Origin of the sequence: Pontiella agarivorans (genome assembly GCF_034531395.1) — a bacterium.
In the GTDB taxonomy this organism is placed as follows: Bacteria; Verrucomicrobiota; Kiritimatiellia; order Kiritimatiellales; family Pontiellaceae; genus Pontiella; species Pontiella agarivorans.
On record NZ_JARVCO010000002.1, the window covers coordinates 878,040 to 900,995 of the forward strand.

Annotated in this window: 15 protein-coding genes and 1 tRNA gene; 7 read left to right on the top strand and 9 right to left on the bottom strand. The window is 52.7% G+C overall.

Features of this window, described 5'->3' with window-relative positions:
- Position 1: 1 nt before the first annotated feature.
- From P9H32_RS03505 to P9H32_RS03515, 3 genes are read left to right on the top strand one after another with little or no spacing between them, the layout of a single operon-like run.
- Positions 2-3,343, top strand: coding sequence for a transglutaminase family protein (locus P9H32_RS03505; protein WP_322607481.1), 3,342 nt, complete (start codon positions 2-4; stop codon positions 3,341-3,343).
- A 12-nt stretch (positions 3,344-3,355) separates the two neighbouring features.
- Complete coding sequence (locus tag P9H32_RS03510) at positions 3,356-5,878, top strand: circularly permuted type 2 ATP-grasp protein (RefSeq protein WP_322607482.1); 2,523 nt, start codon at positions 3,356-3,358, stop codon at positions 5,876-5,878.
- Positions 5,875-6,777, top strand: a complete 903-nt coding sequence (locus P9H32_RS03515) for a transglutaminase family protein (protein ID WP_322607483.1) — start codon at positions 5,875-5,877, stop codon at positions 6,775-6,777. The genes P9H32_RS03510 and P9H32_RS03515 overlap by 4 nt, the downstream gene beginning before the upstream one ends.
- 27 nt (positions 6,778-6,804) lie before the next feature.
- Here the strand turns inward: P9H32_RS03515 and P9H32_RS03520 are convergent, their stop codons facing one another.
- Together P9H32_RS03520 and P9H32_RS03525 are read right to left on the bottom strand one after the other, a co-directional pair.
- Complete coding sequence (locus P9H32_RS03520) at positions 6,805-7,302, bottom strand: shikimate kinase (RefSeq protein WP_322607484.1); 498 nt, start codon at positions 7,300-7,302, stop codon at positions 6,805-6,807.
- Entirely contained in the window at positions 7,302-7,592 is a 291-nt protein-coding gene (locus P9H32_RS03525; protein WP_322607485.1) for a Dabb family protein, read from the bottom strand. Before P9H32_RS03525 ends, P9H32_RS03520 begins: the two co-directional genes overlap by 1 nt.
- 163 nt (positions 7,593-7,755) lie before the next feature.
- On the opposite strand from P9H32_RS03525, the gene P9H32_RS03530 reads away from it, so the two are divergent.
- Entirely contained in the window at positions 7,756-10,491 is a 2,736-nt protein-coding gene (locus P9H32_RS03530; RefSeq protein WP_322607486.1) for a tetratricopeptide repeat protein, read from the top strand.
- A gap of 143 nt (positions 10,492-10,634) precedes the next feature.
- Here P9H32_RS03530 and P9H32_RS03535 read toward each other — a convergent pair whose 3' ends face one another.
- A complete protein-coding gene (locus P9H32_RS03535; protein ID WP_322607487.1) occupies positions 10,635-12,590 on the bottom strand; it encodes a sulfatase family protein in 1,956 nt (651 codons plus the stop codon).
- A gap of 140 nt (positions 12,591-12,730) precedes the next feature.
- Between P9H32_RS03535 and hrpA the strand changes: the two genes are divergently transcribed.
- Complete coding sequence (gene hrpA, locus P9H32_RS03540) at positions 12,731-16,612, top strand: ATP-dependent RNA helicase HrpA (RefSeq protein ID WP_322607488.1); 3,882 nt, start codon at positions 12,731-12,733, stop codon at positions 16,610-16,612.
- Positions 16,613-16,722: 110 nt separating this feature from the next.
- Positions 16,723-17,388 carry an HAD family hydrolase gene (locus P9H32_RS03545; protein WP_322607489.1) on the top strand — a complete coding sequence of 222 codons (666 nt, stop codon included), beginning with the start codon at positions 16,723-16,725 and terminating at the stop codon, positions 17,386-17,388.
- Here P9H32_RS03545 and P9H32_RS03550 read toward each other — a convergent pair.
- The 4 genes from P9H32_RS03550 to P9H32_RS03565 all read right to left on the bottom strand — a co-directional run bounded on the left by P9H32_RS03550 (position 17,385) and on the right by P9H32_RS03565 (position 19,455).
- Positions 17,385-17,834 carry a CBS domain-containing protein gene (locus tag P9H32_RS03550; RefSeq protein ID WP_322607490.1) on the bottom strand — a complete coding sequence of 150 codons (450 nt, stop codon included), beginning with the start codon at positions 17,832-17,834 and terminating at the stop codon, positions 17,385-17,387. The two genes, P9H32_RS03545 and P9H32_RS03550, sit on opposite strands and share 4 nt — an antisense overlap.
- A 77-nt stretch (positions 17,835-17,911) precedes the next feature.
- Positions 17,912-18,295, bottom strand: a complete 384-nt coding sequence (locus P9H32_RS03555; protein WP_322607491.1) for a DUF3859 domain-containing protein — start codon at positions 18,293-18,295, stop codon at positions 17,912-17,914.
- Positions 18,296-18,341: 46 nt separating this feature from the next.
- The gene (gene trmB, locus P9H32_RS03560) at positions 18,342-18,947 is read right to left on the bottom strand and encodes a tRNA (guanine(46)-N(7))-methyltransferase TrmB (protein ID WP_322607492.1); all 606 of its coding nucleotides are present in this window, start codon (positions 18,945-18,947) and stop codon (positions 18,342-18,344) included.
- A 205-nt stretch (positions 18,948-19,152) separates the two neighbouring features.
- A complete protein-coding gene (locus tag P9H32_RS03565; RefSeq protein ID WP_322607493.1) occupies positions 19,153-19,455 on the bottom strand; it encodes a hypothetical protein in 303 nt (100 codons plus the stop codon).
- Between the two features lie 198 nt (positions 19,456-19,653).
- On the opposite strand from P9H32_RS03565, the gene P9H32_RS03570 reads away from it, so the two are divergent.
- A tRNA-Gly gene (locus P9H32_RS03570) sits at positions 19,654-19,727 on the top strand.
- Between the two features lie 571 nt (positions 19,728-20,298).
- Here P9H32_RS03570 and P9H32_RS03575 read toward each other — a convergent pair.
- The gene (locus P9H32_RS03575; protein WP_322607494.1) at positions 20,299-21,906 is read right to left on the bottom strand and encodes a sodium:solute symporter; all 1,608 of its coding nucleotides are present in this window, start codon (positions 21,904-21,906) and stop codon (positions 20,299-20,301) included.
- 303 nt (positions 21,907-22,209) lie between these two features.
- A complete protein-coding gene (locus P9H32_RS03580; protein ID WP_322607495.1) occupies positions 22,210-22,953 on the bottom strand; it encodes an SHD1 domain-containing protein in 744 nt (247 codons plus the stop codon).
- Positions 22,954-22,956: the final 3 nt, after the last annotated feature.

Here is a 22,956-nt window from a genome sequence, read left to right on the forward strand (position 1 = left end):
TATGGCCATACGCGTAGCACTGAACCACAAGACCCAATACTTTTACGATCGTCCGGCCACGTTGGGAGCCCAGATTATCCGGCTCCGACCGACTCCGCACTGCCGTACCCCGATCGTCAGCTACTCTTTGAACATTCAGCCGGAAGACCATTTCATCAACTGGCAGCAGGATCCGCAGAATAACTATCTCGCCCGTCTGCTGATCAATGAAGCGACCGAACGTTTCGAAATCGAGGTCGATCTCGTCGCCGAGCTTAAGCCGATCAATCCGTTCGATTTTTTTCTGGAAAAAGATGCCGAGGAATATCCGTTTGAATATCCGGCCGCCCTGAAGCGCGAACTGCGCCCCTTTTTCCAGAAGCAGCGGATGCGCCCCCTTTTTCAGGAATTCGTCGAAGCGATCGACACCTCGGAAATCCGGACCATCGATTTTCTGGCCATGGTCAACCGGAAAGTCAACGAACGGCTCGAATACACCCTTCGTATGGATCCCGGCATTTACACGCCGGAGCGGACCCTGAAAGAAGGTAAAGGCAGCTGTCGCGATTTTGCCTGGCTGCTGGTTCACATTTTCCGACGGCTCGGACTCGCCTCCCGGTTTGTATCCGGGTATTCGATTCAATTGGCAGCCGATGAAAAACCGGTTGATCCCAATGCGCCGGCAGGCGTCAATCAGGACATCTGCGATCTGCATGCCTGGTGCGAGGTCTATCTGCCCGGCGCCGGCTGGGTCGGGCTCGACCCCACCAGCGGTCTGTTCTGCGGCGAAGGACATATCCCGCTTACCGCCTCGGCCGATGCGCGCCACGCTTCCCCGGTTGAGGGAGCCATCAGCATGTGCGAAACCACCTTCAACGTAGAAATGTCGGTTACGCGTATTCACGAAGACCCGCGCGTCACCAAGCCCTACACCGAAGGGCAATGGCAATCGATTCTGGATCTCGGCAACAAGGTGGATGAAAAGCTGAACGCCGGCGACGTCCGGTTGAGTATGGGCGGCGAACCCACCTTTATTTCCGCGACCGATCTAGAAGGTGAAGAATGGAATACCGAAGCGGTGGGCCCCACGAAAAAGCCGCTGTCGGAAGAACTGATCCGGCGGTTGCGCAAACGCTTCGGCCCCGGCGGCATGCTGCACTTCGGCCAGGGTAAATGGTATCCGGGAGAACCGCTGCCCCGCTGGGCCCTTGGTCTCTACTGGCGCAAAGACGGTGTTCCCATGTGGGAACACGAAGAACTGCTGGGAACCGAAGAAACCGATTACGGCTTCACCCATAAAGATGCGCAGGAACTCGCCGAGGAACTGACCCGGCAGCTCGGCGTGGACCGGAAATATATCCACCCGGCTTATGAAGATCCGGTGAAATATGCACTGCGCGAACGGGAACTGCCCGTCAATGTCGATCCGCTGGACAGCAAACTGGATGATCCGCAGGAACGCGAACAGCTGCTGCGCGTGTTTAACCGCGGCCTGAATAATCCGGTCGGATTTGTCCTGCCGCTGGAAAAACAACCCTGGGGCTGGCAGAGCGGTCTCTGGATGCTGCGCGGCAAACAGCTTTATCTCATTCCCGGCGATTCCCCGCTCGGACTGCGCCTTCCGCTCGAAAGCCTGCCGTGGGCCAAACAAGAGGATCTCGACCCGACGCTGCCGCCCGATCCCTCCTGGCGGCAGCCGCCGCTGCCCGGCCGCCGTTCCCTTGTGGTGCCTCAACATCCGGAGGATGAACGGGAACTTCCGGACCTTGGAAAAAATTCTGTGGAGGAAATGGCGGATGAACCGCCCCCGCGCCATGATGTGCTGCCCGAACCCGGCCAGTCGGCCGACTGGGTACTGCGCACCGCCATGTGTGTCGAGGCGCGTGACGGACGGCTCTATATCTTCATGCCGCCGACCTATACCATCGAGGATTATCTTGATCTGCTGAACGCCGTCGAACACGCGGCGGCCATCGTGGACAAACCGGTTCTGATCGAGGGCTACACCCCGCCGCACGATCCGCGCATCGACTATATGAAGGTTACGCCCGACCCCGGCGTCATTGAAGTCAATATCCAGCCGGCCTACTCCTGGCGCGAAATGGTGCAGAACACCACCGTGCTCTATGAAGAGGCCCGCCAGACCCTGGTGCGGACGGATAAATTCCAGCTCGACGGAAAACATACCGGCACCGGCGGCGGTAACCACGTCGTTGTAGGCGGCGCAACGCCGGCCGATTCCCCCTTTCTGCGCCGGCCGGATGTGCTGAAGTCGCTGATCGGCTTCTGGATGAACCATCCGTCGCTCAGTTATCTGTTCAGCGGACTTTTCATCGGCCCCACCTCGCAGGCACCGCGTGTCGACGAAGGCCGCCCCGATGCCGCCTATGAAATGGAGCTGGCATTTAAACAGATTCCGAAAATGGGCGATCCCAACATTCCGCCATGGTTGATTGACCGCGTGCTGCGGCATCTGCTCACGGACTTGACCGGCAACACGCACCGTGCCGAATTCTGCATCGATAAACTTTACTCCCCCGACAGTCCGACCGGGCGGCTTGGGCTGGTGGAATTTCGCGGCTTCGAAATGCCGCCGCACGCCCGCATGAGTCTGACACAGCAGTTACTGATCCGTGCGTTGATTGCCCATTTCTGGGAATCGCCCTACGAGGCGCCGCTGACCCGATGGCTCACCCATCTGCACGACCGTTTCCTGCTGCCGCACTTTGTCCGCGAGGATTTCGGAAAAGTCATCGACACCCTGAATCAGGCCGGTTTCCCCTTCCAGCAGGACTGGTTTACCACTCATTTTGAATTCCGTTTTCCAGTCATTGGAACGGTTGATTATGACGGCGTGCATATCGAATTGCGGCAGGCTATCGAACCGTGGCTGGTGCTTGGAGAAGAAGCCGGCGGCGGCGGAACCGCCCGCTATGTCGACTCTTCGCTGGAACGAATGCAGATTAAGGTTTCCGGACTGATCGAACAGCGCCACGCGATTTCAGTGAACGGACTGGAACTTCCGCTGAGCCCGGCCGGAACGCCGGGGGAATATGTAGCCGGCCTGCGCTACCGTGCCTGGCAGCCGCCCAGCTGCCTGCATCCGACGATTCCGGTGCATACGCCGCTTGTCTTCGATCTGGTGGACAGGCACAATGATCATGCCGTCGGAGGATGCACCTATTATGTCAGCCATCCCGGCGGAAGAAGCCATGAAAATTTCCCCATCAATGCCCTGGAAGCGGAAACGCGGCGCGGCGAACGGTTTAAACCGTTTGGTCACACGCCGGGGCCCCTGCATGTCCGCCGCATTGAACGGAGTCCTGAATCGCCTGTTACACTCGACCTGCGTCGGCAGTATTGAGGCTAAGCGTTAATGGACAATTTAATAAGTAATTACCATCCCCTCACCGAAACCTATTCGGAGATGGCCGATCCCGAAGGCGGTTTGCGCCCACACTGGTCCCCCATGATCAATCGCCTGAATGCGTACGGCGCGGAAAATATTTCCAAACGCTGGAACCGGGCGCGACGGGTGATCCAGCAGAACGGGGTCACCTATAACGTAGCCGAAAGTGAAAACGGCATCAGCCGCCCCTGGGAACTCGACCCGGTTCCGCTGATGATTTCCCCGGATGAATGGGAAGTCATTTCCGCCGGCCTGGTACAGCGCATGCAACTGCTGAACCGGGTACTTGCCGATCTTTATGGAGAACAGAAACTGCTGAAAAACGGAACCCTGCCCAGCGAACTGATTCTGGCAAACAGGGCCTTTCTCCGCTCCTGCTGCCCCATTAAGCCGCCGCAGAATCAGTTCCTAACCATGCTGGCCGTTGATCTCGCCCGGGCACCAAACGGCGAATGGCGCGTGGTAAAGGACCTGACTCAGGCTCCGTCAGGTGCCGGTTATGCACTGGAAAACCGCATCATCATTTCACGCACCTTTCCAACCATGTACCGTGAATGCCGAATTGAGCGGCTGGCCGGATTTTTTTCCACGCTTCGGAACCGGCTGGCGGAACTCTCTCCGCGAAAAGTCGAAAACCCGCGCATCGTCATTCTTACACCGGGTATGATGAGCGAGTCCTATTTCGAACACGCCTACCTTTCCCGCTATCTCGGTTTTCCGCTGGTGCAGGGCAATGATCTGACCGTACGCGAAAACCAGGTCTTTTTAAAAACACTGGGCGGATTGCGTCAGGTTGATGTGATTCTGCGGCGACAGAATGACTCCGACTGCGATCCCCTGGAACTGAACCAGGCATCCGGGCTCGGCATTCCGGGCCTCGTTCAGGCCGCCGTTTCGGGCGAAGTGGTCATTACCAATGCCCTGGGCAGCGGACTGGCCGAAACTCCGGCTCTGCTCCCCTTCTATCCCATGCTCTGCCGTCATCTGCTCAACGAAGAACCCCGGCTCTGGACCGTACCGACATGGTGGTGCGGACAGAACCTGGAAATGAATCAGGTCATCGATAATCTGGATGATTTTGTCATCAAACGCTCGTTCAGCGGCTCCCATGAACATCCGATTTTTCCGCGCCACCTGCTCCCCGAAGCGCGTGAAAAACTGATCGGCCGAATCAAGGATGATCCCAAACGGTTTATCGCTCAGGAAAACACCTCGCTTTCCGCCGCCCCCTGCTGGCGCGATGGACACCTGACTCCCCGCCACTCGATGCTTCGCGCCTTTATCGTTGCCACACGCACCGGCTGGAAAGTCATGCCCGGCGGACTTACACGCATTTCCTCAAAAAGCGATTCCACCGTTGTCAGTATGGAACGGGGCGGCGGATCGAAAGACACCTGGATACCGGCGCGCGGTCAGGTTGAAAAAATAACCCTGCTTCCGAAGTCCGGAAACGAGATGGAACTTTCACGCGGCGAGGACAACCTTTCAAGCCGGGTGGCTGACAACCTGTTCTGGCTGGGCCGTTATATCCAGCGCGCAGAACTGCAGACCCGTACGCTGCGTACCGTACTGCGCCGCATGACGGAGGAAACGCTGCCGGACGGAACCCCCGAACTCCCGGAGCTGATCCGGACGCTTGGCGTACTCACTGATCTTTCACGGAAAAACACCCCGATCAAAAATCCGATTGTTGAAATGGACCGGACCCGCGCGTTTCTCGACTCGGTCATTTTCGCCCGCAATCAACCGAATAATCTATATGCCGCACTCAACAACGCCGGAAAAATCGGGGCCATGGTACGCGACCGGATGAGTATGGATGCCTGGCGAATTCTCGACCGGCTTGCCCGGGAACTGCAGGCCGCAACCGGCGAAGACGAATTAACCGACATTGCCGATATGCTGGACAATCTCCTCGTCCCGCTTTCCGCATTCTCCGGAATGGGATTTGAAAGCATGACCCATGGATATGCCTGGCGTTTCATGGACATGGGCTTCCGGCTCGAACGGGCTGTAATGAGCGCCATGCTGCTTAAAGAGCTGCTTACTTCGCCCGACCCCTATGAAGCACCGATGCTCGATGCCATTCTTGAAATCGGCAGCAGCTCTATCACTTATCGCACGCGTTATCAAAGTAATGCAGCGGTTCTTCCGCTTCTTGATCTGCTCGTTTCCGATCCATCCAATCCGCGCAGTATTGCGTTCCAGCTGGAATTGTTAAACGAACACATCCGCGAACTCTCCAATCTTCCGAGGCTTGGACAACTGACGGAACAGATTCAGAGTGAAGAGCTGGTTCGCTTTGTGGAGGATTTCGATCTTTCCATGATCACGGCGTTTGATGCTGAAGGCAACCGCCCGAGATTGGCGGAATATCTGGAGCGTATCATCGATAAAGTACAGGAACTCAGCATTCTGATTAATGAGCGTTATCTATCCCATGTGCAGTCCACCAGCAAACTCTCCACGCTGGTAGGAGGTGGATCATGATGTATCACCTGCGGCACCGCACTACATTTGAATATTCCAACCCCGTTACCTTTGTCTACAATGTACTGCGGCTCAAGCCGCGCACACTTCCCTGGCAACAGATTCGCTCTTCCAAACTGACTATTTTTCCCGAACCGGCGGTATTGGCAGAACGAACCGATTACTTCGGAAATACGGTGACGTTCTGTAATATTGAGATGAAACACGACAGTATGCAGATCCTCATGGAAAGCACGGTCGAAGTTCAGCCCCGCCCGACCAGCACCCTCAAGGGCGTTGCCTGGGACACGGTGCGTGAACGGCTCCGCGGAGCAACTTCTCCCGAAGGACTGGATGCCTTCCAGTTCTGCTTTGACTCGGAAGCCGTTTCACGGTTAGCGGAGAGCGAGGACTACTGCAGACCCTCCTGTAAACCGGGCGCATCAGCCCATGCTGTTGCGATAGACCTGATGGCGCGCATCCATACGGATTTTATTTTCGACCCCACGGCCACAACGGTGTCAACCCCCGTTGAGGACGTCCTCAAAAACCGCAGGGGCGTCTGCCAGGATTTTGCGCATTTAATGATCAGCTGCCTGCGCAGCGTCGGCATACCCACGCGCTATAACAGCGGCTACATCCAGACCGCCCCGCCGCCCGGACAGCCCCGGCTCGAAGGAGCCGATGCCTCGCACGCCTGGGTGGGGGTCTACTGCCCCGTAAACGGCTGGCTGGATCTCGACCCCACGAATAATCAAATAGCCGACGATCAATTCATCACCATCGGCTGGGGAAGAGACTACCAGGATATCAGCCCCGTATCCGGTGTTATGCTCGGCGGAGGCCGGCATCAGGTCCGGGCGGAGGTCGATATGATTCCCGAATCAGAACTTCAGCAGTTCCAGCAGCAGCAACAGTAAATATCAAAACGAAACCCAACCAGAGCTCTACAAAACTCCCCTGATTTCCCGCAGCAACTCATCCTGCGCCTTACCGGAACAGGCAATCACATGATCAGCATGCCTGAGATAGAGCGGCCGACGCTCTTCATAAAGATCCGCCAGCGTCATACCGGGCCGGATCACCACGCCGCGCTCCGAAAAATCGCCGATCCGCCGCAGAATTTCATCCAGCGGAACATCGAGAAAAACCACGCTTGCGATCGATTTCAGGTGGGCCATCGCCCCGTCGCAATAAACTGCGCTGCCGCCGGTGGCAATAACGCAGTTTTCGCAGACGACCGACTGCACCGTGGCGCATTCCAGTTTCTGATATTCAGTCAGACCGTCGCGGTCCTGAAACGCCTGCATGCTTTCACCCGCCCGCGCCTGCACCAGCAAATCGGTATCGATAAAACCTTTCGACAGCCATTTCGCCAGTTGCACGCCCAGCGTACTCTTGCCGCTCGCCGGCATGCCGATCAGTACAATGTTGGTCTCAGCCATCAGACTTCGTAATCAACCGCATGGCGTTCACAAACCCGCGGCTTGATAAATTCGCCCACCTTCACATGCTCCGGATGTTCGGCATACGCCTTGAGGTCTTCAAGCGATGCAAATTCGGAATACAGCACAATATCCTTAGACTGATCCGTTCCAAGCACATCCAGCCCGACCTCAATATCCAGCAGGGTCGGCGCAACTCCCTTCAGTGCTTCCAGTCTGTTTTTCATTTCAACACGCTCTTCTGCCGGAACGTCATCTTTAAATTTCCACATCACAATATGTTTGATCATATTCTTGCCTCAACTTGGGTTTAAAGGAGGTGTAATCATCAAAGGGGAATCAATCAAATCTATTCAGTCCAAAACTGTAGAACGTGATAGAACAGGATTTCAACCAAACGCTGAACATGATATATGCAGTCCCTATTAACCAAAAAAGCTTCAGGACGTATTTATGCGCTTAACCCAAACCCTTTTATTTTTTCTGCTGTTATATGCGCCGCTGGTCGGCTCTGCGGGGCAACCTTCTGTTTTGGCTGATGAACTGACCGGGATTTTAAACACAATTCCATCGGACTCGATCCGGGTGGACTATCCGGGAAACCATTCTGTTTTTCCGCCGGATATCGTAGCCCCGACATTTATATGGCATGATCAAACACCGACAACAAACTGGATGATATTTGTCAAAGGGACAGACGGTAATGTTTACCGTTTTCGATCTGACGGAGCGCAGCAACCGCCGAAAATTGATCCCGATGCGATAAGCGAAGCCAATGCGCATTACCGTCCCTCCGCTTATGCTCAATCAGCCCGACATTGGACACCGGATGAAGCCGCATGGGAAAATATAAAGAAAACCTCCCTCGGAAAAGAAGTGGACATCTATATTTCAGGGATACCGGATGCACCGAATGCTGATCCCACATCGTTGGGTCATGTCAGGATTTCCATTTCAACCGTTCCGGTCGGTGCACCGATTTTCTACCGGGATGTTCCCTTAATGCCTTCAAAGAACAATTCGGGAAAAATAAGCCCCTTATCCAAAGACCTGATGCATGTTATGAAATGGCGGCTTCGGGATATATCAAAACCGGAAGCACCGGTTGTTCTTCAGGATATGCCCACCTGCGCAAACTGCCACTCATTTTCAACCGACGGTAAAACACTGGGTATGGATATGGATGGACCCAATGGAGACAAAGGAGCTTACGGTATTGTTCCGGTTGAAAAAAATGTCGTCATTGAAAACCAGGACATTATTTCATGGAATACCTATGAAGATACGCCGGATGGTCATATGAATTTCGGTCTCTTCTCACAGATCTCTCCAGACGGACGGTATGTGGTCAGCACACTCAACGAAGATACGTTTGTCGTTAATTATCCAAATTTTGGATTCCTGCAGTCCTTTTATCCCACACGCGGAATCCTCGTGGTCTATGATCGCGAAACCGGACGTATGTTTCCTTTGCCCGGAGCCGATGATCCCCGTTTTGTTCAAACCAATGCCGTATGGAGTCTCGATGGAACAGAACTGGTTTTTTCCAGAGCACCCGCACAGGACGCTTTTGCCAGCCTGAAAATTCCCGCGTTTGCCGGTGATGACGGCGAACCCGATATTCAGTATGACCTGTACCGCATTCCCTTCAACAAGGGAAAAGGAGGAAAAGCCCTTCCCGTTGAAGGCGCTTCGAACAACGGAAAAAGCAACTCGTTCGCAAAATTTTCCCCTAATGGAAAATGGATTGTCTACGTGCAGGCTGCCCGAGGCCAATTGATGCGTCCGGACAGTAAACTCTACATCATTCCGGCCAACGGTGGAATTGCGCGCGAAATGAATTGCAACCTTACCCCGATGAACTCATGGCACAGTTGGTCCCCCAACAGTCGCTGGTTGGTCTTTTCCTCCAAAGGGATGGGACCTTTCACCAAAATGTTTCTTACTCATATCGATGAAAACGGTGTAGACACCCCTGCCATCCTGATCCCGGATTCCACAGCGGCAAACCGCGCGGTGAACATTCCTGAATTTGTAAATGGAGAAGTTGACGCCATCGAAAAAATAAGTGCACCATCGCAAGAATCATACAAACTGTATAAACAAAGCAAACTCTTTGCAGATCAAGACCAACTCGATAGAGCACTTGAAACAATTAATCAATCACTCGCTCTGAACCCGTATTATGCAAAGGGTCATTATCGAAAAGGCACCATTCTTTTACAGATGAATCAAACCGACGAAGCATTGTCCTGTTTCATCGCCGCGAATAAATATGATCCGGAAATGGCTGAAGCGTATGATTTTGTCATTTATTATTACATGCAGAATGAAGGCATTGACAAAGCCATTGACTATATGACCGACCTCCTGAACAGAATCCCTGTAAATCCGTTAGCCGAAAAAACGCTTGCCGATCTTTACCTCCGGAGAGGTGATCATTCTCTTGCAATACAACATTATATAAACGCCGCTCAAAGCAAACGGTATCCCGCTGACTTCTACGGCCATATTGGCAGTTCTTTACTTAAATTGGGGGCTTATGAAGAAGCGCGAATTCGCTTTGAAAGAGCTCTTGAAATTGACCCCGACAACGCAGATGTAATTTACAATCTGGGGATCTACTATCAAAAAACCGGATACTTTGAAAAAGCCACAGCGCTCTTCAGGCAGGCTGTGGAGTTGGACAGCAATTCAGGTGCTCATTATGACCTCGGTGTTCTGGCCATGAATGAAAATCACCTGGACGCAGCCGCCTTTCATTTCAAAAAGTTCCTGCAGAAAAGACCAAAAGTTACAGTCGCAAGAACTAAGCTGGCATCCATCTACTATATGCAGGGAAAGCAACATGAAAGTGCCGTCCAATATGAAATGATTCTGGATGAGGATCCCGAAAACATCAGCGCCCTGCTATTGCTGTCTAAAATATATGCAACCAGCGCGAATCCTCAGATTGCTCACCCGGAGCGGGCGATTACCCTATCCAAACGCGGCTGTGAATTGACCGTCTACAAACAGCCTGTTTATCTCGACAGTCTGGCGGTGGCTTATGCTTCAGCCGGCCGTTATTCCGACGCGGTCACCATGTCGGAAAAAGCCCTTCAGCATATTTCGGGAACCAATAATCCGTCCTTGTTACATCACGTCCAAAACAATATTTCGTTATTTAAAAGCAGACTGGAGCAATGATCAACGCGACCGGTTATCTTCATACCGTTTGTTAATCGTATCCCACGGCTCGACCTGATCAAGCTGTAAGCGGGAAAGAAGGACATAATAACGCAACAGCTCGGCGATTGGGATTTCATTTCGTCGGAATCAACCGCATCGCCTCAATGCTGCGGCGGATACAGACGGTCCCGTTCCTCCTGCGGCAGGACGGTATAATAGTAGAGCTGGCGCATCTGATACAACTGCAGCTGCTCCTTCAGCCGGGAAAAAATATCCGCGTGTCCGGCGGAAAAATCGGTCCCCTCCGTCGGATCCTTCTCCAGATTCAGCAACCACTCCCCATCGCGCGCGCTATAAATATATTTCCACGGATAATCAACGATGCCGTGCGCTTTAATCACACCGTGCGAAAGCAGATAGATCGGGGCGCCGCGTTCCCGCTCCAGCACCGGCCGGCCCTGAAAATTCGGATGATTCGGCATACCCAGCGTCTCCAGCACCGTCGGGTTGATGTCGATCAGTGATACCGGATCCTCGCGAACGCCGTTTTTTCCAGCGCCGGGAAGTTTAAACAGCACCGCCGTGCGCATCTGGTCCTCAAACAGTGCCGTCCCATGAGTGGGATAGCCGCGCTCATAAAAGGCTTCACCGTGATCAGATGCCACGACAATCAGGCTGTTTTCGTACAGCCCCTGTTCTTTCAGATATTCCACGAACGCACCGACCTGTGCATCAACATAGTGCAGCGCATTGTCAAACCGGTTGATCACCGTATCGGTGTGATCCCGGTCATAATGGAAGAAGGTAAATTCAAAATCATCCGTTTTCCACGGCGTATAGGGCCGTGCGGCGCCTTCAGGAATGTCGTAGGGAAAATGCGTGGCCTGAAAATTCAGATACATGAAAAGCGGCTGCGTATGATCCGCCGCATCAAGGAACTCGGTCGCTCGCCGGCGGACCGTCTCATCCTTTACCTTTGCTTCAATCCCGATATTTTCTCCAAGCTCATCCTTCGAATGATAAAAATGCTGCAAATGGGTATGAGCCTGGATAAAGGTTTTCATGCCCTGCCAGTCTTCATTCTGCGCCGAGAAAAAGGCCGTCCGGTACCCCGCATACGAAAGAATATCCATCAGCAGCGTTTTCGGATAGTTCACCTCTTCAAACTGATCCAGTTTTTTGCGGCGCAACGGATATTGCGAGGCATGGGTGCTCGTCTGTGAATAATTCGAATGGCATGCCGCCGCATAGGCACGGTTGAACACCAGCGAATCTGCGGCCAGCCGGTCCAGGTTTGGCGTAATATCCTGACGTGAATAACCGGTGAATCCGTAATGATCCCACGAAACCGATTCGAGCATGATGAAAAAGACGTGCGGCTTTTCCTCAGGCGGTTTTTCCAGGGATTGGAAATAATCCGCCATCGAAACCTGCTCCTCCAGCACCAGCCCGCTCAGAAAATCGACCGAAGGCGAGGCGCTCGGCATCAGATTATCGAGAATCGAAAAGGTCAGATAGGTTGTCGGCAGCAGCCCCTGACGAATGCGCTCGGCCCGGGCATCATCCATGGTATACACCGCCACAAAGCCTCCCGCCCCGGACGTGATAAAAAGCAGACACAGCAACGCAAACATCCGCGGGGAATGGCTGAACGCATGATGGTGATAACGCCGCGTGTAAAACAGACTGATGATCACCGACAACGCCGCCGCGCCGAGCAGCTCGCCCCCCATCCCGCTGATAATTTCCGGTAGAATCTGCGGGGTGTTTGAGAGCGCCGTCCAGTAGGCATCCCACGAAATAAACGACTCCAGCTGCAGATACATCAGCTGTGATGCCGTGTACATGCCCATCACATAAAACGTGGCGAGCGCACACAGCATAAAGCGCACCGGTTGTTTCCAGCGATCAGGCAGAAATGAGAACAGGTGGTTCATGCCCTGATGCACCAGAGCGAGCAATGCCACCAGCGGAAGCTGAAGCGCCCACGCCAGCGGCACCTGAAACGCCCCGCCTTCCGGCCACAGCCCCTTCGCCTGCAGTGCAAAAAGTGAAACCGCATTGCAGAACGTGAACAGCCCCAGCCAGAGATAAAATGTTTTAATGAATTTGTGCATGGTGATGTTGGAAATTCGTTAGCCGCAGAACCTAGGCAAACCGTCCCCGACGTTCAACGGCAAAGTACATCGGTGTGGAAGCGACTCTTCTTCCTTGATCTCCCCTGCCTGCTATGCCCTTATTTCCGGCTCGTATGAATATGCCCGAAACAAAGGAAATGCTGCAAACGGTGAAGCGGTCGCTCGATGATGTGCTGCTGCGCGACCGCTCGAACCTCAACGCACTGATGCGGCGCATCCGCCAGCGGATTCATGACCATAAACCGGCCGATAACCTGATCGGGAAATTAAAAGACGCGCACGTCCAGGCCTTGGAACGCGCGCAGAAGCGTGCACGCGTACAGCTGAAGCTGGACTATCCCGAAATTCTTCCGGTCTCTGGAAAAAAGGAGGCGATCCGCCAGCTGATCGAAGAAAATCAGATCGTCATTGTCTGCGGAACGACGGGCTCCGGTAAAACCACCCAGCTGCCGAAAATCGTTTATGAAGCCGGTTGCGGCAGAACCGGGCGCATCGGCGTCACCCAGCCCCGCCGCCTCGCGGCCACCGGCATGGCGCGGCGCGTGGCGGAGGAAATGGGCGCGGACTACGGCAGGGGCGTCGGCTGTCAGGTCCGGTTTGATGATCAGACCTGCGATGAAACAATTATTAAATTTATGACCGATGGCATCCTGCTGGCCGAAACCCAGCACGACCGCCATTTGCTGCAGTATGACTGCCTGATCATTGACGAAGCTCACGAGCGCAGCCTGAATATCGATTTCATTCTCGGCTATCTGAAAAACCTGCTGAAGGTGCGCCCCGATCTTAAAATTGTCATCAGTTCGGCGACGTTGGATGCCGATAGCTTTTCTTCCTTTTTTGATCAGGCCCCTGTAATTGAAGTCGAAGGCCGCACCTATCCGGTGGAGGATTTTTTTCTTCCGCCGGGCAAGGACGAGGAACTCTCGAATCATATCCTGCGCGCCATGCGCTGGATTTCGGACGTCGATGACCGGGGCGATGTACTGATCTTTCTGCCGGGCGAACGCGAGATCCGCGATGCCACGAAAAAACTGGAAGGACAGCATTTTAAAAACACGGAAGTACTTCCGCTCTTCGGCCGGCTCAGCATGGGCGAGCAGCAGCGCGTTTTTAAAGTAGGTGGGCGACGCCGTATTATTCTGGCAACCAATGTGGCCGAAACCTCGATCACCATTCCAGGCATCCATTATGTCATCGACTCCGGACTGGTGCGGCTGAGCCGCTACAACCCGCGCACGCAGGTGCAGGGCCTGCAGATTGAACAGGTTTCGCAGGCCAGTGCCCGCCAGCGGCGCGGACGCTGCGGCCGTGTAACCGACGGCATCTGCGTCTATCTCTACGATGAAGAGGTGCTCGAAAATTCGGCGGCCTATACCGACCCCGAAATTCGGCGCACCTCGCTGGCAGGTGTCATTCTGCAGATGGATATGCTGAATCTGCCGCCGATTGATCAGTTTCCGCTGATCGATCCCCCGCAGACTGCCCTCGTGAACGAGGGCTATAAAACACTCTACGATATCGGGGCGATTGATCAGGATCGCAAACTGACTCCCGTTGGAAAACAGATTGCCCGCTTCCCGCTGGACCCGCATCTGGCGCGCATGATCCTGCAGGCCAAAGAAGAAGGGGCGCTTCCGGAAGTCCTGATTCTGGTCGCTTTTCTCTCCATCCAGGATGTCCGGGAACGCCCCACCGAAAAAGCGGATGCGGCGGACCAGGCCCACGCCAAATGGAAAGATCCGAAATCGGATTTCATTACCATCCTCAATCTCTGGAACGACGTCGAATACGCACGCCGGGAATCGCATGGAAAACTCCGGAAATTCTGTAAAACCAACTTTGTGAATTACCGTCGCGTCATGGAGTGGCGCAACCTTTGGCACGACCTGCGCGACAGTGCTAAAGATCTTTTTCCGCCACAGCGACACAGAAGCAAAGAGAGCAATAAAAAGCCTAAAGCGCCGAACCGCCGAAGCGCCGAGATAAACAATCCGGATTATGACCTGATTCACCGCAGCCTGCTGGCGGGACTCCCCGCAAATATCGGACTGAAGGGCGAAGACCGCGAATTCACCGCGGCACGAAACCGTAAATTTTTTATTTTCCCGGGCTCCGGCCTGTTTAAAAAACCGCCGGATTGGGTGATGACGTTTTCGCTGGTGGAAACGACCAAACTCTATGCCCGCATGGTGTCGGAAATTGAACCGAAATGGGTCGCCGAGATTGCACCGCACCTTTGTAAAGAAATCTATAAACAACCCGAATGGAATCCCGACAAAGGCTTTGTCTATGCGAAGGAGTCGATTCTTTCCGGCGGGCTGACGCTGACCCACGGCAAACCGGTCCACTTCGGGCCCATTCATCCGGAAAAAGCGCGCGAAATTTTCATTAAGGAAGGTATGGTCCCGGGCAACCTGAAAACCCGGGGCGGCTGGCTGAAACTCCATCAGCGTATGCTGGACGATATCCAGGCCTTGGAAGAAAAAATCCGTCGTCCCGGCGCTCTGCTGGATACCGACGCCATTTTCAACCATTTTGACCGGCTGCTGCCGGCGGACGTCTATTCCGTCCAGACCCTGGAACAATGGATTCGTAAAACCAAAGCCCGGATTGCAATGAACGCGGAGGACGCCATGTTTCCGCAGACCGCGCCCATCCGAATGGAGGATTTCCCCGAATTCCTCACCTTCCACCACGAAGATTTTCACCTCATCTACACGTTCGAGCCCGGTGACGAGCTCGACGGTATTTCTCTCGTCTGCCCCACCGATAAACTGGCCTTTCTGCCCGATTGGGGCCCCGATTGGCTCGTCCCCGGCTGGCTCGAGGAAAAGGTTAACCGTCTCCTGCGCAACCTCCCGAAAAACCTGCGCACCACCCTCGCTCCGATCGACCGGACCGCCCATACCTTTGTGCACACTTGCGCAAGTGTGAGAAACCAGCCCCTTCTGAGCGCCCTGTCTCAGTGGCTGCAGCACGAATTTAAACTGCCGGTGGATGCGTCTGATTTTGATGAGGAGTCCCTACCGGGATTTCTGCGGATGAAGGTCATTGAAACAAACGGGGACAACATTGTTAAAGTTCATACCTCGATTTCGGAAGAGCATCGCAGCAACGTCTATTTAAGCGGCGCGGAAACGGCTTTTGCCAAATGGAGCCTCCCGCCGGGGAAAAAATGGCCCGGTGCCGAACTGCCGGAATTTATCACCACGGATGACAGCGGAAAAACACGGGGTTATCCCGCCCTGACAGCCGAAGCCGGGGGCGTCGGCCGCGCCGTATTCATGAATCCCGCCCTGGCAAGACATGCCCATTTGGCCGGACTTGCGCAGTTGTTTCGGATCAACCATAAAGATCAGGTCAAATATGTTGAGAAACGGCCGCCGCTCACCACCAATCTGCAGCTGACTCTCTCCGCGATCGACAGCGACTTTCTCACCGATTTGATGAATGCCTCAATTGTCGATGCGCTGACCGATGATCTGCGCCACGAAATACGGGATCCGGCCGCCTTTGAAAAACGGGCGGCGATTGCCCGCAGCGACGTATTTGAAAAATTTGAAGAAAACGCCCGAATTCTGGAAAACCTGCTCAATCAGCGGGAAACGGTACTGAAAGCCATTGCTGAGCTTCGGGCTGATTTTGATATTCTGCACGATCTCGAGATGCAGCTTGAATTCCTGTTTCGTCCCGGATTTATCCAAACCCTGGAACTGTTCAGCCGCTACCCGCGCTATCTCAAAGCAATGCAGATACGGATTCAGCGGGCACGGAATAATTCCGATGCGGATGCCCGGAAGCTGCTTGAAATTGAGCCTTTCCAGAATCGGCTGAATGACAAACTGCTCGCCTGCGAAAATATTGGGGGGGCGATCGACCTGATCGAGTTTGCCATGCTGCTCGAAGAATTCCGGGTGAACCGGTTTGCCCCGGAAATTAAAACCCCTGTAAAGGTTTCTGCACAACGGCTTGAGGAGGCGTGGGCGAACCTGCTATAAAATGGCACCGTGTTTAGGTGTGAATTAACGTTGGTCGAGGTTAGTGGCTGTGACGCTGTCAGGTCATGAACATCCACTAACGGGTTAAATAAAACATAAGAGGATGAAACATGCTTTCCGCAGTAATTTTTGATTTTGACGGTATCATTGTTGACAGTGAACCGATGCATTTCCGGGCGTTTAACGAAGTGCTGAATCCCATCGATATGAAAATTTCGTGGGAGGATTACTGCGAAACCTATATTGGATTCGATGACCGCGACGCCTTCCGCGAAGCGTTTGCTCAAAATAAACGTAAATTTACCGAAAAAGAGATGAAGCGCCTGATTGCGGCCAAAGCCGAAGTGTTCCAAAGTTATATCCGCAACGGGGATGTGACTCCGCTCCCCGGCGCGGTTCAGCTGATCAAGAGTATTCCGGTCCGCCTCCCGGTGGCACTTTGCAGCGGAGCCCTGCGCGAAGATATCGATCCGATTATTGAAAGTCTGAAAATCGACGGTTGCTTTGACCAGATCGTCACAGCGGAAGATACGCCGAAAAGTAAACCCGATCCGGCCCCGTATATTCTGACCTGCGAAAAACTGGGGATTGATGATCCGGCCACAGCTGTCGCGATTGAAGATACCCCCGCCGGAATCATGTCAGCTAAAGGGGCGGGGCTTAAAGTGCTGGCCGTTACGAACAGCTATGATCGAGGTTACCTGATGGAAGCCGATGCGGTGACCGACTCGCTGGAGCATGTTTCGCGGCCCCAGCTTGAAAACCTGATCGTCTAATTCGATGCGGATTCCTTTGAGCCGGAAATATAGGTTTCCAGATTTCGGATTTTGAAATCTTTTTCCAGCAACAGGTATTTGACCACATCGCCGATCGATACAATACCGCGCAACTGTTTGTCACGAAGTACCGGAAGATGTCGAACCCGTTTATCGGTCATGATTTGCATGCATTCATCCAGCGGAGTATCCGGCGACACTGTCGTGAGTGTTTTTGACATAATATCGCCCACCGTTACCTCATCCACACCAATGCGCGGCAATACCACTTTCCGAATAACATCCCGCTCCGACAGAATTCCTTTCACTTCTCCCCCGTCCATCACCAGCGCCGTACCCGCCAAACGGGTACACATCAGGTCAATCACATCATGCAACGGCTGATCCGGCTTAACCGTCAAAACATCGTGCCCTTTGGAATCCAGCAGATTGGAAACATTACTCATAACGACCTCCTTTATTCTTCGCTATTAATCATAGCCCAGTATAGTCCGCGAAAAAAAAACGACAAGCGATAGTTCAGTCAGATCAAATGCAGTGTTTTGTCCGCCACCTTTTCGCCGTCCAGCCAGGTGATCAGCCGCCAAGCCCCTGTTTTATCCTCTATCGGTGCCCAGACCGTATCACCGAGAAAAAACCGGAAGTCGTTCGTTTTCACATACAGCTCGCCTTCAAACGGTGCGGCCTCTCTCCCTGATGAGTCTTTAAACGGAGGGTGTTCAATGCGGAAGGTAATCTTACCGTTGCGGGCATTCTGAATCCGAAGAATATAGCCGAACTCAATATCCAGCTCGGTTTTAATTTCACGGCTGATTTTAACCAGGTTCGGCAGGTCCTTGCTGTCTCGCTCCCAGCCGTCATACAGCCCGTAGCTGTGCATCGTCACTTCTGGTTTTTTCTTCGCCATAGCTCAATCGCCACCTGTTCCGCTGGAATTCGCAGAGCCTACGGGGTTAAACCCTGTTTTTCTTACGGAAGGAACACCGTCCGATTTTTTTATAAGAAAAAATCAGCTCAAAATCGGTCGTCTCATCCGCATCCGGCACAAACGCTTCAATTTCTTCAAAACGCTCATCGGCTTTCAGCAACGCATAAATCTCATCAAAATACGGCAAATGATCCGAGGAAACATGCAGCCCCCCTCCGCTTTCCAATGTCCGGAATAATGCATTCATAAAGGCCGGATTAAACAGCCGGTTATCATGATGACGATCCTTCGGCCACGGGTCCGGAAAGAAAAAATAATAATTTGCAACATAGTCGGAAGGCATCAGGTAGTTGATCGCATAATAGCCCTCCATGCGGAACACGCGGCAGTTCTCCCGCCCCGCCCGTTCGCAACGCCGGCCACTGCTGTTGATCCGCCCAAGCTGGCGCTCAATACCCAGGAAATTGATATCCGGGTATTTGCCCGACCGCGCCGCCAGAAAACGGCCCTTTCCGGAGCCGATATCCACTTCCAACGGATTTCCAGGGGTTGGAAATTCCGCTTTAAAATCGATCGGGTCCAGCCAGTTATCGCACATCACCCGCAATACAGTCTTCTTTTTCTTGCTCATGGGGCGCGTACTGTTTACGAATTGGGACTGAAAGGGCAAGGAAATCTAAATGGGAATCTCCGACAGAGACTATATGCGCCAGCCGCAGAAGGAGCCGAAGTTCAGAAAACCGAAGGCCTGCATAAAAAAAGCCGATAACAAACCGCCCCTCTTCAGCCGAATCAAATTTTGGATATGGAGCCTGACCCACAGGAAATAGCCGGACCTATTTCTTAAAGCCCAGCCAAACCCATCGGCAACCCCATCCGAATGCAACCGGAAGAATGCCCGCCACCGCGAACACGGACAGGCCGTCAGTAAAGGGATTCCACAAAAGAAAGGCGACCGTAACCCAAAGCGCCGAAATCAAAACGGCCAAGCGCGTCAATCCGTCGTTTTTCCTCGAAGCGCCCTCTTTTTCAGCACTCCCCGTATCGGTATTTTTCTTCGGCCGAATCATTCGCGGCACTAAAAACAGTGCAAGCAACACGATGACGATAACCGCAATTTCCTTGATCCCTGACAACATAAAACGGCCTTTCTATTTCCGTTAAAGGTTGGAGAATATAGAGATGGAAAAGGCATCGAGGCAACACTATTGAGACAAACGTCATCTCCCGAATCGCACATGCGATCACCGCACAAAAAAAGTTAAACATCTCCACTTGACGGAGCCCGTTTTCGCGTATACCTTATGCGCTCGTTTGTACGGGAAACCAAACAAACAGCGGGCGTAGTTCAATGGTAGAACCCCAGCCTTCCAAGCTGGTTACGACAGTTCGAATCTGTTCGCCCGCTCCATTTTAAAGGGCCTTATCTTAACCGATAAGGCCCTTTTTATTGCCCATAAAATATATTCCGTGATTTCCGCCTAATTTGATAGAGATTGATAATCCCTTGATCACAACGGACAGGAAGTGGAAACAACACGGAAGAGTTTCCTCAGCACTCCCTTTTCGGCAGACAATCAGGCTGGGCACTCTTTGAAAATTCATTAAAACCGCATCTGATTGCCACATATTCTAACCATAACTGAATCTTGAGGTAGGAAGGGGCCTGAATCTGGTTTCCAATGAGGGCAGTCATGGAGGTATTGATGATGCACACCCATTCAGAAAAAAATATAAAAGGAAGCTGAAACAGAACATTCAGTTGGATTGCATTTTATGCGGGCTGATAAAAATTTCTAATGCCTTCGTGGATTTTGTCTGCCCATTGACGGGATTAAAACATCCAGTAAAGTTCAGTCTCTTGCCAATTGGCCTTAAGCTGGAGAACGTTTGTTTTCCAGACTGCAGATCTATCTCTTAAGAATACAACGGCCCGCATTCTGAGTATACAGCACACGCTGCGTGTCCTTTTAAAAAGCCGGTTAGTGAAAAATGGTGTAGAGAATAATCATCACCACAAACAACACGGCGGAAAGCATCTTGTAGTTTCCAAACCCTGGAAGACCGGGCGCACGGAGCGCATCGAGTGGATGATTCCAAACGAGCGCAGCTTTTTCCTCAGTCAGTTCTTCCGGTTTCATAAGGGATGCCGTAACCATGATGACCGCACAGATACAGAACAGATAGAATCCCGACATCATGAACGGAATATTCCATCCGGTCTGTTCTTTGTAAAAATCGAGGCCGAATACCACAAACCCAAGAGCGGACCCGATGACGAGTGTGGTGAAGGATCCGAATGAGGAGGCTTTTTTCCAGAATACTCCAAATACAAATACGGCCGTAATCGGTGGAGAAATATAGCAGATTGCCGCATTAATGCCTTGGAATATGGTGGGATAGCGGCCGAGGAACGGGGCCACGCAGATGGCCAGCACCATACCGACAATCGTCACTATACGACCGATTGAAATCAGTTTTTTCTCCGTTGTTTCCGGTTTCCATTGTTTATACAAATCATACGAAAACAGCGTGGCGGCCGAGTTGAGCGCGCCGGAAACCGTACTCATCAGCGCAGCCATCAGCGCGGCGGCAATTAATCCTTTCAACCCTACGGGAAGCAGGTGCGTAATCATGACGGAATAGACGTCGGCCGATTTTTCAATGGCCGGGAGCTTCCCCTGCATGATCAGTGCCTGAGCAATGAGCCCGGGTAAGACAAAAATGAAAACCGGCAGAATTTTGAGAAAGCCGGCAAACAGCGGGCCGAGACGCGCCTGCTGTTCATCTTTTGCACCAAGCACGCGCTGCACAATTGTTTGATCCGTGCACCAATACCAGATTCCCGTAATGGGATATCCGAGCAGAATGGAATACCACGGCAGACCGGAGGGATCGCCCTTTGGCCGAAGCACACTGAACATATGCGGATCAACGGTTTCGGTTAACCCCGACCAGCCGCCGACTTTAACCAGTGCAATTCCGGTCAGTACGATGGCTCCGATCAACAGGACGACCGTTTGGACGGATTCGGTTAAGACCACCGCCATCAGGCCGCCGATCATTGTGTAAACCCCGGTCAGTACGGCAATCCCTATAATACTGTACATCAGCGGAATGCCAAAGAGTCCCTCGAGAACAATGGCTCCGGCATAAAGACTGAATCCGATATGAATAAAAATGGCTGAGATAATGGAGAGACCGGATAACCAGTTGCGACTGCCCTTACTATAACGCCGCTCCAGAAAATCCGGAAGTGTCGCCACTTTTGAACGGATGTAAAACGGAGCAAAAAAGAGTGCAAGGATGATCAAGGTAAACGGGGCCATCCATTCAAAATTTCCGTAGGCCAACCCATTCTTGTAGCCCTCTTCCGCAAGACTGACCAGGTGCACGGTAGATATATTTGTGGAAAAAAGCGCCAGACCGATCATCGGCCACTTTAGCGAGCCCCCCGCGAGGAAATAACTTTCACCGTCGCCCGAACTGTTCTTTTTTCGCCAGACTCCGGCTAAACAACCCAGGGCAACAATACCGATTAGGTATACGGCTAAAATGACTAAATCCAATCCCGCAATCTGTATTCGCATACTGCTGTATCCCCTTCAACATCAGGCTCACCTATTAAACAGATTGTAAAAAATACCAGAGTTGAGGGTTGCTTACTTTCAGATTTATACAGTGGTAAATATCCGACATCAGCATTGTATTTAAAAAGACCCGATTTGCTGCTCAAGCCAAACGCCCGGTTGCTCAACCACGTCTATCCTGATCCATTAGAAACAAAGATCGTCTAATTGAATGGCAGGCATACGGCCGGCATATGGAAACATTCTTCAACCGAATACGATTATCCCCAGTGGGATGTGCTTCCCGGCGGGTATATGAGGAAATTAATAGTCAGACTCTTTCGGGCGCGAAGGCCAGCAGCGTTTTCCTTCTTCGTCAAATGTTTTTCCCACCGGTACCCTTCGGAGGTTTTCGAGCTTCTCAAACCACCAGTCGCGAGTTGTGGCGTGGGCTATAATTTCTCCCCGCGGATCGGTAATCACGACCATATACCCTTCATATTTTTCTCCCCGCCACCTGCCGCTGGGGGCCAGATAGGTGGTCATCATACGATCCTGCGCCCCGGCAATACTGACGGCCCGCCCATTTTCTCCGCTCAGATGAAAGGGTTCTTTCCGATAGTCGATCAGGATATTCTTGTCTCCGCCCACTTCCACCGCGATAACAAAAATTTCAGCGATTAATTCATGGTGATATGGATTAGGAGAGAGCTGTTTGATCTGCGTCGAAAAGTTAAAATACAAAGATCGTGGCGGAACATTATTAGCCTCAAACCATTGCGTAAGCGGCGGATAAACATGCTGACGGGTCATTTTAGAAAATGAAATATCAAGCCGGGGGGGATTCAGCAGTTCAACATAGCTGAGATCTTCGGGGGCAATCCCGTTCTGCGGAATTTTAAGCAGTTTTCCTCTTAGGGTTTTCAGGGCGACTTTCCCGCCGATTAACGAAACGAATTCCGCTTCAATAGTTTGGCCATTATTCAGAGTCCATTGACGGATTTCTCCTGCGGATACCGTCACCATGAAAAAAGCCAGAGCCAACATCATAAAAACATGTTTCATCATGAT